This window comes from Hymenobacter sp. DG25A (assembly GCF_001280305.1).
Taxonomy (GTDB): domain Bacteria; phylum Bacteroidota; class Bacteroidia; order Cytophagales; family Hymenobacteraceae; genus Hymenobacter.
In genome coordinates this window covers 3,570,198-3,583,398 of sequence record NZ_CP012623.1, presented here as the reverse complement: position 1 = coordinate 3,583,398, position 13,201 = coordinate 3,570,198, and the positions used below count along the sequence as shown (strand labels likewise).

Here is a 13,201-nt window from a genome sequence, read left to right as displayed (position 1 = left end):
AATAAATTATTTCTATTTCCCATGTCTAGGTGCCGGTGCAAAGGGCCAGCGCTGCAGCTTGCGGCTCCACAGCAGAAATGCTACGCAGCCCGCAGCTATTACTACCAGTGCCGAGGCTATCAGCTGCAGGCCGGTGCTCCAGAAAATCAGCAGCCACACGGCTATAGCCAGCACTACGGGCAAAGGGTATAGGGGCATGCGGAAGGGTAGCCCTGTAGTACCGCGCCGGCGGCGCAGCAGCACCAGGCCAATAGCCTGCCCCACAAACTGTATCAGAATGCGCATGGCCAGAATGGCGCTGATGACCTCGGCCAGCCGGAACAGCAGGCTGAACACAAACCCCAACCCGCCCAGAATCAGCAGCGAAACGTAGGGAAACTGCTTGGTAGGGTGCAAACGCCCGAAGATGGGTAGAAACTCCCCATCGGCCGCGGCGGCGTACGGAATACGCGAGTACCCCAGCAGCACGGCAAACAGGGAAGCAAACGCTACCCATAGCACCAAAGCCGTAGCAGCCTTAGCCGCCATAGCCCCATAGAGCCGCTCTACAAACGTGCTGACGATAAACTCCGAATGCTGCGCTTCCTGCCAGGGAATAACCGTGCCCACGCTCCAGTTCAGCAGCAGGTACAGCGCCGTAATGCCCAGAATACTCAGGAAAATACTGCGCGGTATCAGCTTGTGCGGCTCGCGCACTTCCCCGCCCAGGTGGCACACGTTGTAGTAGCCCAGGTAGCTGTAAATGGTTTTCACGGCTGCCTGCCCCATAGCCGCCGACAACAGCAGGCCCGGCACCGCCGACCACCCCCCGGCCGGCAGCCAGGCCACCGGGTGGGTAGCATGCGTGATACCGCCAAAAATCAGCCAGGCCATGAGGCCCAGCACGCCTACCCACAGCATCACGCCCAGGCGGCCAATATCCTCAATGCGGCGGTAGAGCAGCAATACCAGCAGCAGTACCACCGCGCCGCTAACCAGCTTTGGCTGCCACCAGGCCGTGAGCGGCACCAGGTAGCCGAAATACTGCGCAAAGCCAATGGCGCCCGAAGCCAGCACCAGCGGCGCCTGCACCAGGGTTTGCCACACGTACAGGAACGACATCAGTCGGCCCCATTTATGCTCGCCATAGGCCAGCTTCAGAAACCGGTAGGAGCCGCCGGCTTCCGGGTAAGCGGCGCCCAGCTCACTCCAGATCAGCCCATCTACTACGGCCAGGCCGGCCCCTACCAGCCAGGCCAGCAGAAAGTAGGGCCCCATCAGACCCATTACCAGCGGCAGCGTGACAAAGGGCCCAATGCCCACCATGTCAATCATGTTAAGGGCGGTGGCCTGCACCAGGCCCAGGCGGCGACGCAGGGCGGGCTCGGGAGCGGTGGTGGCAGCAGCTGAATCCGTGGAAGTAGTGGGTTGGTGCATAGAGCGAAGTAGTTGCAGGCTTAAATGTCGGATAAAGCGCGAATGTTTGACGGGTTTGGGCAAGTTTGGCTTTATTTCCTGCCGACGGGAGAAAACAGGGAGGGGTGCTGATGGGAAGCCGCGTCTGTATCCGCTTTTCAACCCTGCTTCCACTCCCTGCGTAAGGCTCTACTTCAACCTCAGCTTTCATGGCAAACCCAAATTCCTCCAAAACAGCCCTTTACGGGGGGTTAATTGCAAATATTGGCATTGCGCTCAGCAAATTCGTGGCGGCCTACTTCACCCGCAGCTCGGCCATGCTCTCGGAGGGCATTCACTCGCTGGTAGATAGTGGCAACGCCATACTATTGCTCTATGGGGTAAGCCAGAGTCAGAAACCCGCTGATGCGCGCCACCCCTTCGGGCGCTCCAAAGAGCTGTATTTCTGGGGGTTGATTGTAGCCGTACTGATCTTTGCCATTGGTGGCGGCATGTCTTTCTATGAAGGCATTAAGCACATTGAGCACCCCGAGCCCCTCACCGATCCGCTCTGGAACTACGTTGTGCTGGGCGTAGCTATCGGCTTTGAGGGCTGGGCCTGCTGGCTGGCGGTAAAGGCCTTAAAGGCCGGTGCCAACGGCAGCAACACCGGCTTCTGGACTATGCTGCGCCAGAGCAAAGACCCGGCAGTATTTGCCTCTGTGATGGAAAACCTGGCCGCCCTGCTGGGCCTGGTGTTTGCGCTGGCCGGCGTGTATTTAGGGCATCAGTTCAACAACCCCTATCTGGACGGCGCTGCCTCTATTGCCATTGGGCTGCTGCTGATGCTGGTGGCCGTATTCCTGGTAAGCCGCACCAAAGGCTTGCTGGTAGGTGAAGGGGTGGATGCGGAAACCCTGGAGGGCATGCAGGTGATTGCCCGCAGCCAACCCTATATAGAGCACATTGCTCCTCCCCTGACCATGTACCTGGGGCCGCAGGATATAATGATGGCCCTGGATGTGGAGTTCCGGAATGATCTGACCGCCGAGGAAGTAGAAGAGGCCATTGACCAGCTACAGGATGCCATTAAGGCGCAGTACCCATACGTGAAGCGCATTTTTGTGGAAGCCAAAGCCGTATCGGCCCGGGGGCGGCAGGTCCTGAAATAGGATTGGGTTTAACCTTCTGGCTTCTTTCCCGGTAAATAGTCACTAATGCCCGCGACTTTACTGGCGCGGCGCTTCTGTTCACCTAGAGTAAAGCTATGTCTGTTTCTACGTTTGCTACCAGCCCGTTTCAATCATTCTGGATGGGCGGGTACGAATGCACCGACCAGCTCAACGCCTTCGGGCACCGCGTCGACTTCCTGGCTACCACCGGCCATTTACAGCTGATCAACGAAGACTACCAGCAGCTGGCCCCGTTCGGCATTCGCACCGTGCGCGAGGGCATCCGCTGGAGCCAGGTAGAAAAAACCCCGTACACCTACGACTGGAGCACCGTGCAGCACCTGCTTGAAGCCGGCCGCCACCAGGATGTTCAGCAGGTGTGGGACCTGTGCCACTTCGGCTACCCCGACGACCTCACCCCGCTCCATCCCTTGTTTGCGCGGCGCTTTGCCCACCTGTGCCGGGCCTTTGTGGCTTTCTACCGCAGCGTGCGCCCCGAGGGCGAGCTGATCGTAACGCCTATTAACGAAGTAAGCTTTATGTCCTGGCTGGGCGGCGATGCGCGCGGCACCTCGCCTTATTGCGTGGGGCAGGGCTGGGAAGTAAAGTACGGGCTGATGCGCGCCTACATTGAAGGCGTAGCGGCCCTGCGGGAAGCTGACCCGACTATCCGGATTCTGACCACCGAGCCACTGGTAAATGTGGTACCTCCCCTGAACGCCACACGCCAGGAACTGCGTCGGGCCCGGGAAATACATGAGTCGCAGTACCAGGCCATGGATATGCTCACGGGCCGCATGTGCCCCGAGCTGGGCGGCCGGCCAGAATACCTGGACGTACTGGGCCTTAACTTTTACTATGATAACCAGTGGGACTCGCACACCAACCAGCGGCTGGGCTGGGTAAATGAGCCCTACGACCCGCGCTGGCGCCCCCTCCATTATCTGCTGGGCCAGGCCTACGCCCGCTACGGGCGGCCCCTGGTACTCTCCGAAACCAGCCACCCCGGCCTGGACCGCCCCCACTGGATCCGGATGGTAGCCGAGGAATGCGCTGAGGCTCTCCGGCAGGGCGTACCGCTGTGGGGCGTGTGCATCTACCCTCTGCTGGACCGGCCCGACTGGGACTTCCCCGAGCGGGAATGGCATCGTTCCGGTCTCTGGGACGCCGAGCTGTGCCCCGATGGCCCACCCCGCCGCATTCTGCACGAGCCGTATGCGGCCGCCCTGCTGGAGTCTCAGCAAATTCTGGCACCGGAACTTCAGATGGCTGATCTTCCGAAATCTGAATTTACTATGGCCTAGGCCCTGGCGCCTCGTTACTTTTGCTTATGTCCTCTCTCCCGTCTTCGTCCGCTGATCTGCTCACGCTGTTTCACCGGTCCTTTGCCGATAACACTCTCTCTTCGGAAGAGGCCCAGCGCCTGCGGGCACAGCTGGCCGCCCACGGCCCGCAGGGCGAGGCCCTGGAAGAGTTTCGGCACCAGCTGTTTTCAGCTGTACGGGAGCGGTTTAACACCTTACCGGATAAAGCTGCTATTGAGTGGCTGGAGGCAGCCAATGCCTTGCTGATGCCGCCGGCAGAAGCCCCCAGCATCCATTCTGAAGTATATTTTAGCCCGGATGATGACTGTGTAGGCGCAATTCAGCGCTTTATCAAAGGGGCCAGGCAGCGGCTGGAAGTATGCGTGTTTACCATCTCCGATGACCGGATAACCGATGAGCTGCTGGCAGCCCACCGGCGCGGCGTGCAGCTCCGCCTGCTCACCGACAACGATAAGCTCTTTGACCGGGGCTCCGATGTGCGCCAGCTACACGCCGCCGGTGTGGACATTCATGTGGATAATACTACTAACCACATGCACCACAAGTTTGCCGTAGCCGATGGCCGGGCAGTGCTGACCGGCAGCTATAACTGGACGCGCTCGGCCGCGCTCTATAACCATGAAAACCTGCTTATTACGGCGGACATCACCATTGTGCGGCGCTACTTGGCAGAGTTTGAGCGGCTATGGTCTACCCTGGGAGCTTACCAGAGTCAGTAGGCCTTACAAACCCACGAAAGGGCGGAGCTGCCGGTAAATAATGTTGTTGTGCCAGAACAGCTGCAGCACCATGGGAATGTGGTTTTTGCCCGGCTGCAGGGTATAGCCGGGCTTCTGGCCCAAAGCCTGCAGTCGCTGCCGGAAAGCCTCACTACTGTGCAGAATGGAGGGATAAGTTTGGCCGCCCACAAACAGCAGGAAAGGCGGGCTGGCTGCCGTTACGTGGTGCATGGCAGATACCTGCCGCCACCCTTCCGGATTCTTCCCAAACGATGTCAGATATTGCCTGTCGCCGGGGTATTGCATCTTTTTCAGGTAGTCATACATATCCAGCCCGGCGGGGTCGTTCAGCACGGCGCCGCGCACCGGGTTTGCCGGTAAGCCCAGCTGCGTGAACAGCGTATTATCGGTAGCCAACAGAGCGGCCAGTCCGCCGCCGGCGGAGTGCCCCATCAGGAAAATGCGGTTAGGGTCGCCGCCGTATTCGGCAATGTGCGCTACCGTCCACTGCACGGCCCGGGCACAGTCGGCGGCCATGGCCGGCACCTGTACCGCCGGCGAGAGGCGGTAGTCTACGATGACGGCTACCATGCCTTGCCGGGCCAGCTCGCGCCCAATAAAACCGTACTGGCTTTTGCTCCCACTGTTCCAGTTACCCCCATGGATAAACACCACCACGGGCTGCCCGGCCGGCTGCTTTTTCCGGGGAGCATACACATCCAGCTGCTGATGGGTGGCATCGAAATCCGCGGCGGCGGAAGCTACATAGGGAATATCCTGGGTGCGGAAGCTGGCGCAGGAGTTGGTTAAAAAGCTGGTCAGCAGCAAAATCAGACAGGCACTAACCGCCCGAAGGCGAGAATAAGAAACAACCATAGAAGAGGCAAAAGCCCCCGGTAGAGGGGCGCGGCAATAGCAAGTGTGTAAGCCTGTACGTACGGGGCCAACAGTACGGTTTGCTGCTGAGCCCGCCAGCCCGTTTGCCAGGCGGGATAAAGCGGCCGCTGGGTTGGCCGGAAGCCGGGTTTTTGGGCGTGCCCATCCACCCTAAGCCCCAGCCAATAAAGCCGCGGCTCCCAACGTTGGGCAACGACCAGCGCCCGGCTGGCGTATGCCGGGCCAGTACCCTTGCCTTTTGCCCGTGAGAATTTCCCTGTTGCTTCTTAGCTCTTTCTGCATTCTTTTGCCCATTTCGGCCACGTATGCCCAAAGTCCGGGGCATAGCAAGCGCCATTATAATGCCCAGGCCCGCCCCTACTACCGGGGCCCGGTGCGGTTTACAGCCGGCGGTGGCGTGGCCTTTTACAATGGTGACCTGGGCGGCCTGTCCCAGAATTTTATCGGGCCGGCCGGCAGCATCGGGGTGCTGTATATGTGGCACCCGGGCCTGCAGGTTGGGGCCGAATTCTCCGGCTTTCAAATTGGGGCGAAAGACCGGCTGGCTTCCCGCGGCGAGTTTAATAACCTGGCCTTCCGCGGGCGCAATGCTTCACTCATTGCCCAGGTCCGCCTGGGCCTGCTGCGCGACAACGGCGAGTTTGCCGATTCCCACGGTAGCCCGGCGGTGCTGAAACCGTATCTGCGGCTGGGCGTAGGCGGCCTGCTCTATAGCCCCGAAGCCTATGAAGGCACTACTCGTCCGGATAATGGCACCACCTTCATCAGCCCCGAGCGCAACGACTACCCAGCAGTGGCTTTCATCGCGCCGGTGGGGCTGGGCCTTACCGTGCGGGCTTCCCGGCGCGTGAACGTTACCACGGAAGCCACCTATTTTTTCACGTCTACCGATCAGCTGGATGATGTGAGCACCATCCATAGCGGCAATGCCCAGCACAATGATGGCTACGGTCTGTTGGAGCTAAAACTGGAATATGCCCTTCGCCCCTAAAATCATCCTTCGTAACCAGACGCCCAATAACAAAAAGGCCCGCTGCTGATGCAACGGGCCTTTTTTATTCAGGAAGAAACAGTCGAAACTATTCTTTCACGAAACGCTGGTGGAAGGTTTGCTCCCCGTCGCTGGCTGATACCATGTACAGGCCTTTAGCTAGGGTGCTGATGTCCAGGACACCATCTCCCTTGTAGCGGGCCGAGGTTACGGTAGCACCGCGCATATCGATTACGCGCACGTTGCTCAGGGTACCTGCACCGCGCAGGGACACCGTCAGCTCGTTGGTAGCCGGAACCGGGAACACATCAACGCCTTTTGCTTTGTTTACCGTGAAGCCGGTGTTGATAGCAGTAGTGCCTGCAGGAGCAGCCACGTTGGCTACTGCGGCCGAGCCTACTCCTACGGCATACCAAGCATTGGTTACCGACTGCTCCTGTACGGAACCAACGCCATACAAATCCTGCGCAGCCTGAATGCTGGCGGTGCGGGCGTTGGCGTAGGTAGAGGAAGCCGTCAGGTATACGCTTTCAGCGCGGAAGGCAATTTTGCCGGCCGCATCCATGCCCAGACCCGTTACTGAGAATGACTGGCCTTTTTCATTGGTGCCGGTTTTGCCATCAGCAATCAGGTAGAACCAGTAGTTCAATACACCTGAGTTGGTGTGTACACCGCCGTTATCGGAGGTACCGGTGTACCACTTCAAACCTTTGTAGTAAGCGGGCTGACCCAGCGAGTTCGGGTCGCTCATAGAGCGCAGAGCGGCCTGCTGCTTGTCAATCTCCTCGCCAATCAGCCAGGTAGACTTGGCCTTTGCGCCGGAAGAGGTAGCACCCAGGTTCGAAACAGCGTAAGCTTCTACGCAGGCACCCCAGATATCAGAGAAGCCTTCGTTCATGGCGCCCGATTCGTTGGAGTACACCAGGTTGGCGGTTTTCTCGCACACGGCGTGGCCGATTTCGTGGCCGCACACGTCCATGGCGGTCAGCGGGCGGAAACGGGTAGCGCCGTCGCCGTAGGTCATCACGGAGCCGTTCCAGTACGCATTTTCGTAGCTGCGGCCGTAGTGCACGTAGCTCTTGATTTTAGCACCGGCGTTATCGAAGGAGTTACGGCCGTGTACGTTCTTCCAGTAGTCGTAAGTGGCCTGCGCACCGAAGTGCGCGTCGCCGGCTACGTTATCGAAGTTGGCATTATTGTATTCAGCTGCCGTCCAGTTGTTGTCAGCATCAATGAAGTCGACGGCGCGGCTATACTGCTGGCCCTTCTTCATATTGTAGGTTTCGATACCCAGGCCACGGGTCAGCTCCCGCAGACGATAGCCGCCAGTAGCGGTTTCATCAGCAAACGAGCGGGTACCGCTGTAGGCGGTAGCAAAGGTAGCGGTAGCACCGGCGTGCTTGATGATATCGTTCTTGGAAATCACCTCGCCCGACTGCGCATCCACATACAGGAAGGCGCGGCTTACAGGAGCCTGGGCATACACATCAAACTTGTAGGCCAGGGTGGCTTTGCCGGCGGCAGCGCCTTTGCCCAGCGTGTTGCGCACAATCACCAGCTCGCCCTTGGGCTTGTAGCTGGCGGCGGCATCTTTGCTGGTTTTTTTGAGGAAGGCTTCTTCCTCGGCATCCTGCCACATGAACTTGCTGGCGCCTACAAAAGACATAGCGCGGCTGAGGGCCTGCTCTTCGCTCAGGGAAGGAGTCGTTTTTACTTGCTCCATGCCCCGCACCAGGCGGCCATTAATCAGCTGCACATCTCCCTGGCGGGCGTGCAGCAGGTAAGCACCATTTTCAACTTTGATGCCTTTGTAATACTGCTGGTAGCGCTCATTCACCATGCCCAGGTCATCCTGGCCAGACTGGGTGCGTACCAATGATTCTTCTTTGGAGAGAGCCAGCTGCTCGCGGAACATCTGCTGGGCATCACTCATTTTGTAAGACCGGCCGGCCCGGAAACTAATCAGCTCCGGTTGACCATCTTCCGAAGTAATACGCTGCTTTACGCGTGAATAATCCTGGGCCTGGGCCGAAAATGAAAGCAAGCCGCCCAGCATAAGAAGGGTAGCTACCGAGTACTTTTTTTGCATACAAATGGGGTTGGGGTGATGAAAAAAAGATTTTAAGCGAAGTACAGTGCTCTTAAGAGAGGCATACTGATAGTTGGCTCATCAATTTAGATATTGTTTTAATAGGTTCATTAAAATTCCATTAAAATCCATCGAAATTTTTATAGAAGCATTCCTTTTATTCAAAAATCAACAATCAACAGGCCGGGCAATGCACCTAGTGGCATCCTTGCCTTAAGCGCACTTAAAATGAAAAAGGCCCGGCGCATGCGCCGGGCCTTTTTACTTAGCATTACTCTCCGGTGGAGACTATTGCTTTACGAAACGCTGGTGGAAGGTCTTCTGACCGTCGCTCACCGTTACCACATACATGCCTTTAGCCAGGTTGCTGATGTTCAGCTCACCGTTGCCATCGTAGCGGACACCGGCTACGGCCGCGCCGCGCAGGTCTACTACTTTCACGTTGGTAGCTTTAGCACCGCCGGGCAGGGCTAGGCGCAGCGACTCCGAAGCCGGGTTCGGGAATACTTCCAGACCACGGGCGGCCGATTTGCTCAGCTTGTCGCCGGTGATGGTCGTCAGGCCGGCCACTGGCGTGGCAGCCAACGTACCGCCGGTGATGTTCAGCGAGTAGTCTTCGGTTTCGCCGTAGCTGTAAGAGCCGCAGCTGGTAGTAGCCGAGTTGTCGCTCATCACAATGCGCATACGGGTTGTGCCCGATTTAGCCGTGGTAGGCACGGTGAAGGTGCTGGTCAGGTTGCCGCTGCTGGCAGCCGAGCCACCATCTACTTTTTCACCGGCATCGATGAAGTCACCATCCTGGTTCCAGTCAACATAAATACCCCAGTACTCGGTGTACACCGTAGAGGCGAAGCCACCGCTGATGGTCAGCGTCTGCGAAGAGCCGGCCGCAACTGTTGTGCTCAGAGCCGTGCCATTGTAGTAGCCGGCATCCTTGGAGGAAGTACGGGTGATGGAGCCCAGCTGTACATAGTCAATCCACTCATAAGCTACGCTGGTGCCCTTGGAGGCGCAATACGTAACGGTGGTGGGTGGAGGCGTGGTACCACCGCTGTAGGCGGCGCCCACCCCTACGGCATACCAGGCATTGGTTACTGCCTGCTCCTGGGTAGAACCTACACCGTACAGATCCTGTGCGGCTTTGATGGTGTAAGTACGAGCCGAAGCGTAGGTAGACGATGACGTGAGGTATACACTCTCAGCGCGGTAAGCAATTTTAGCGGCCGTGGTGATGCCCAAAGCCGATACCGAGAAGGACAGGCCTTTTTCGTTGGTGCCGGTTTTGCCCTGGGCAATCAGATAGAACCAGTAGTTCAGTACCCCTGAGTTGGTGTGCACACCGCCGTTGTCGGCAGTACCGGTGTACCACTTCAGGCCTTTGTAGTAAGCGGGCTGACCCAGCGAGTTCGGGTCGCTCATAGAACGCAGAGCGGCCTGCTGCTTGTCGATTTCCTCGCCAATCAGCCAGGTAGATTTAGCTCTGGCACCACCGGACGTAGCGCCCAGGCTGGCAACTGCGTAAGCTTCCACGCTGGCACCCCAGATATCAGAGAAGCCTTCGTTCATGGCGCCAGACTCGTTGGAGTACACCAGGTTGGCGGTTTTCTCGCACACGGCGTGGCCAATTTCGTGGCCGCATACGTCCAGCGAGGTCAGGGGACGGAAGCGGGTAGCGCCGTCGCCGTAGGTCATGACCGAGCCGTTCCAGTAGGCGTTTTCGTAGCCTACACCATCACCGGGGGTATCATCAAAGTGCACATAGCTCTTGATTTTAGCGCCGGCGTTGTCGTAGGAGTTACGGCCGTGTACGTTCTTCCAGTAGTCGTAGGTAGCCTGGGCACCAAAGTGCGCATCGCCGGCTACGTTGTCGAAGTTGGCGTTGTTGTACTCCGTCCAGCTGTTGTCAGCATCGGTGAAGTCAACGGCCGCGGTGTAGCTGCTGCCTTTTTTGCAGTTATAGGTTTCGATACCCAGGCCGCGGGTTACTTCGCGCAGGCGGTACGTAGCACCGGTGTAGTCATCAGCCAGCGAGCGGGTACCACTGTAAGCGGTAGCGAAAGAAGCCGTGGCGGCCGTGTGCTTGATGATGTCGTTCTTGGAAATCACCTCACCCGACTGCGCATCTACATAAATGTAGGCGCGGCTCACGGGCTGCTGGGCGTAAACATCAAATTTGTAAGCCAGGGTAGCTTTGCCGGCAGTATTTTTACTCAGGGTGTTGCGTACAATCACCAGCTCGCCCTTGGGCTTGTAGCTGGCATCGTCCTGCCACATGTACTTCTTGGCGCTTACGAATGAGAGGGCACGGCCTAGGGCCTGCTCTTCGTTCAGGGAAGGCGTGGTGCTGATTTTACCAAGGCGCTCCAACTTACCGTTGATGGCTTCTACCTCTCCCTGACGGGCGTGCAGCAGATAAACACCATTTTCAACTTTAATGCCTTTGTAATACTGCTGATAACGCTCGTTCAGGAAACCAAGCTCATCTTTATCTGCCTGGCTGCGTACCAGCGCCTCTTCTTTCGAGAGGGCCAGCTGCTCACGGAACATCTGCTGAGCTTCCGCCAGCTTGTAGCCCCGACCAGCATTAAAGCTGATCATCTCAGGCTGACCATCCGCGGAGGAAATACGCTGCTTAACACGCGCATAATTTTGGGCCTGGGCAGGCATGCAGAGCATGCCACCCAGTACCAGCAGCACAACTGCCGGGTACTTCTTTTCCATAAAGGGTTTGGTTGGGGTAGTGAAAAAAGAGAGGGCCATTTGCGAAGCCAAGAGAGGTGGCTTTTTGCATAATGGTTGGCCAAACTAGTTATTTTTGCAATATCCTGTATGTTCAATCCATTTTTTTGATAAAATTTTATTTTAACACGCTATATTTTCAAATTCTATATTTTGTATTATTTGAATTTTATATTAATAATTTACCCGACCCGCCACCGGTTCGGGTAGCGGGCCAGCGCCATTTATCTCCGCTATTCCCGTTCTTTGCGCGCTATGATTACTCGCTGGAAATTAGATAAAAACGTTGCCGTAGTTACGGGAGCCTCCAAAGGCATTGGCGCAGCCATTGCGGAAGAATTATTGCAGCTGGGCGCTACGGTGCTGGCCGTAGCCCGCCAGCCGGAGGCCCTGCAGCAGCAGGTACAGGCCTGGCAGGCGCAGGGCCTGGCCGCGCACGGTATTGCCGCCGATGTAAGCACGGCCGCCGGGCACACGCAGGTGCGGCAGGCAGTAGCCGACTTACAATTACCCTGTGGTATTCTGGTGAATAATGTGGGCACCAACATCCGGAAGCCCACCGCGGCTTACAGCCCTGAGGAATATCAATACCTGATGGCCACCAATCTGGAATCGGTATTTGGAATGTGCCAGGAACTGTATCCTTTGCTGCGGGAAACGGCGGGGGCCAGCATTGTAAACGTTTCCTCGGTGGCCGGGCTCACGCACCTGCGCACCGGGGCCATTTACGGCATGACGAAAGCCGCTATGCTGCAGCTTACCCGCAACCTGGCGGTGGAGTGGGCACCCGATGACATTCGGGTAAACGCGGTGGCGCCCTGGTACATTCATACGCCGCTGGCCGCCGGCGTGCTCAGCAACCCGGAGTATCTGCAGCAGGTGCTGGACCGCACACCCATGAAGCGCATTGGTGAGCCCGCCGAAGTAGCGGCGGCCGTGGCTTTCCTCTGCCTGCCGGCCGCCAGCTACATTACCGGGCAGTGCCTGAGTGTGGATGGGGGATTTGTGGTGAATGGCTTTTAGCCGCCAGCTCCACCAACGCCTGCTCGTAGCGCGCCCAAGAACCGGGCGCGGAATCCAGGTACAGGAAGGGCTCAATCAGCTCCAGCTCCATCAGCAGGAATTCGCCGTTCACCACCACGCCATCTACGCGGGCATATAGGCAGCCGGCCGCAAAGCGCTGCATAATGGCATCGGCGGCCTGCTGCACGGCGGCGGGCGGTGGCGTGGGGGCAATGCTTCCGCCCAGGTAGTGCTGCACGCGGAAGTCGCCGGACTTGGGCAGCTTCAGCACGCAATGGCTGAAGCTGCCTCCCAGGTAAACCAGGGACCATTCGCCGCCGGTCTGAATCTCGGGCAGGAAGGGTTGGGCCAGGAAATCCCCGTCGGCCAGCAGCGCAGTTATCTGCGCGGCCTGCTCCGCAGCCTGGGCCGGGGTAAGCGAGAAGGTGTTTTTGGCGCCACCGCTCACGGCCGGCTTCACGATTAGCTGTTCTGTTTGCAGCCCGGCAAACAGCGCGGCGGGTTGAAACTGCGTGCCGCGCGCCAGCCAGCGGGTGGGTACAATGGGCACGCCGGCCTCCTGCATTTCCAGCAAGTACCGCTTATCAGCGTTCCAGCGCACGGTGGCCACGGGGTTGAGCAGCGGAATGCCCTCAGCCTCCAGGCGGTTCAGCCATTGATAAAACTCAGCCACCCGGTCAAAGTAGTCCCACGGTGACTTCAGCACCACGGCATCATACTGGCCCCAAGCTACGGTTTCATCGGACCAGACCACCACGCTTACCTGGTGGCCGCGGGCGCGCAGGTCGCGCTCCAGCAGTACGTCTTCGTCCTCTACCGTATCGGCGGCATATTGCGCTTTGCTGGCGCAGGTTACTAAAGCAAGATGCATG

At 58.2% G+C, this 13,201-nt stretch carries 10 protein-coding genes; 5 read left to right on the top strand and 5 right to left on the bottom strand.

Annotation, left to right across the window (positions count from 1 at the left end; genetic code table 11):
- Positions 1–12 precede the first annotated feature (12 nt).
- On the bottom strand, positions 13–1,416 hold the full coding sequence (locus AM218_RS15315; protein ID WP_054414829.1) for an APC family permease: 1,404 nt from the start codon (positions 1,414–1,416) through the stop codon (positions 13–15).
- Between the two features lie 188 nt (positions 1,417–1,604).
- Here AM218_RS15315 and AM218_RS15310 point away from each other — a divergent pair, with 188 nt between their 5' ends.
- From AM218_RS15310 to AM218_RS15300, 3 genes are all read left to right on the top strand, one after another.
- Positions 1,605–2,546: a cation diffusion facilitator family transporter gene (locus AM218_RS15310; RefSeq protein ID WP_054414828.1), complete on the top strand. Its 942-nt coding sequence runs from the start codon at positions 1,605–1,607 to the stop codon at positions 2,544–2,546.
- 95 nt (positions 2,547–2,641) lie between these two features.
- Complete coding sequence (locus AM218_RS15305; protein ID WP_054414826.1) at positions 2,642–3,850, top strand: hypothetical protein; 1,209 nt, start codon at positions 2,642–2,644, stop codon at positions 3,848–3,850.
- Positions 3,851–3,876: 26 nt separating this feature from the next.
- On the top strand, positions 3,877–4,590 hold the full coding sequence (locus AM218_RS15300; protein ID WP_054414825.1) for a phospholipase D-like domain-containing protein: 714 nt from the start codon (positions 3,877–3,879) through the stop codon (positions 4,588–4,590).
- A 3-nt stretch (positions 4,591–4,593) separates the two neighbouring features.
- Here AM218_RS15300 and AM218_RS15295 read toward each other — a convergent pair whose 3' ends face one another.
- A complete protein-coding gene (locus tag AM218_RS15295) occupies positions 4,594–5,466 on the bottom strand; it encodes an alpha/beta hydrolase (RefSeq protein ID WP_054414823.1) in 873 nt (290 codons plus the stop codon).
- A gap of 265 nt (positions 5,467–5,731) precedes the next feature.
- Between AM218_RS15295 and AM218_RS15290 the strand changes: the two genes are divergently transcribed.
- Entirely contained in the window at positions 5,732–6,478 is a 747-nt protein-coding gene (locus AM218_RS15290) for a hypothetical protein (RefSeq protein ID WP_157547684.1), read from the top strand.
- Between the two features lie 88 nt (positions 6,479–6,566).
- On the opposite strand, the gene AM218_RS15285 is transcribed toward AM218_RS15290, so the two are convergent.
- Positions 6,567–8,567: a M4 family metallopeptidase gene (locus tag AM218_RS15285; RefSeq protein ID WP_054414819.1), complete on the bottom strand. Its 2,001-nt coding sequence runs from the start codon at positions 8,565–8,567 to the stop codon at positions 6,567–6,569.
- Between the two features lie 288 nt (positions 8,568–8,855).
- The gene (locus tag AM218_RS15280) at positions 8,856–11,327 is read right to left on the bottom strand and encodes a M4 family metallopeptidase (protein ID WP_054414818.1); all 2,472 of its coding nucleotides are present in this window, start codon (positions 11,325–11,327) and stop codon (positions 8,856–8,858) included.
- Positions 11,328–11,561: 234 nt separating this feature from the next.
- On the opposite strand from AM218_RS15280, the gene AM218_RS15275 reads away from it, so the two are divergent.
- A complete protein-coding gene (locus tag AM218_RS15275) occupies positions 11,562–12,329 on the top strand; it encodes an SDR family oxidoreductase (protein WP_054414816.1) in 768 nt (255 codons plus the stop codon).
- Here AM218_RS15275 and AM218_RS15270 read toward each other — a convergent pair.
- On the bottom strand, positions 12,277–13,200 hold the full coding sequence (locus AM218_RS15270) for an ATP-grasp domain-containing protein (RefSeq protein WP_054414814.1): 924 nt from the start codon (positions 13,198–13,200) through the stop codon (positions 12,277–12,279). The genes AM218_RS15275 and AM218_RS15270 overlap by 53 nt on opposite strands.
- Between the last annotated feature and the right edge of the window lies 1 nt (position 13,201).

Excerpts from the sequence above, each read along its gene's own strand:
- AM218_RS15315 (WP_054414829.1), bottom strand. The coding sequence starts at position 1,416 with ATGCACCAACCCACTACTTCCACGGATTCAGCTGCTGCCACCACCGCT.
- AM218_RS15310 (WP_054414828.1), top strand. The coding sequence starts at position 1,605 with ATGGCAAACCCAAATTCCTCCAAAACAGCCCTTTACGGGGGGTTAATT.
- AM218_RS15305 (WP_054414826.1), top strand. The coding sequence starts at position 2,642 with ATGTCTGTTTCTACGTTTGCTACCAGCCCGTTTCAATCATTCTGGATG.
- AM218_RS15300 (WP_054414825.1), top strand. The coding sequence starts at position 3,877 with ATGTCCTCTCTCCCGTCTTCGTCCGCTGATCTGCTCACGCTGTTTCAC.
- AM218_RS15295 (WP_054414823.1), bottom strand. The coding sequence starts at position 5,466 with ATGGTTGTTTCTTATTCTCGCCTTCGGGCGGTTAGTGCCTGTCTGATT.
- AM218_RS15285 (WP_054414819.1), bottom strand. The coding sequence starts at position 8,567 with ATGCAAAAAAAGTACTCGGTAGCTACCCTTCTTATGCTGGGCGGCTTG.
- AM218_RS15280 (WP_054414818.1), bottom strand. The coding sequence starts at position 11,327 with ATGGCCCTCTCTTTTTTCACTACCCCAACCAAACCCTTTATGGAAAAG.
- AM218_RS15275 (WP_054414816.1), top strand. The coding sequence starts at position 11,562 with ATGATTACTCGCTGGAAATTAGATAAAAACGTTGCCGTAGTTACGGGA.
- AM218_RS15270 (WP_054414814.1), bottom strand. The coding sequence starts at position 13,200 with ATGCATCTTGCTTTAGTAACCTGCGCCAGCAAAGCGCAATATGCCGCC.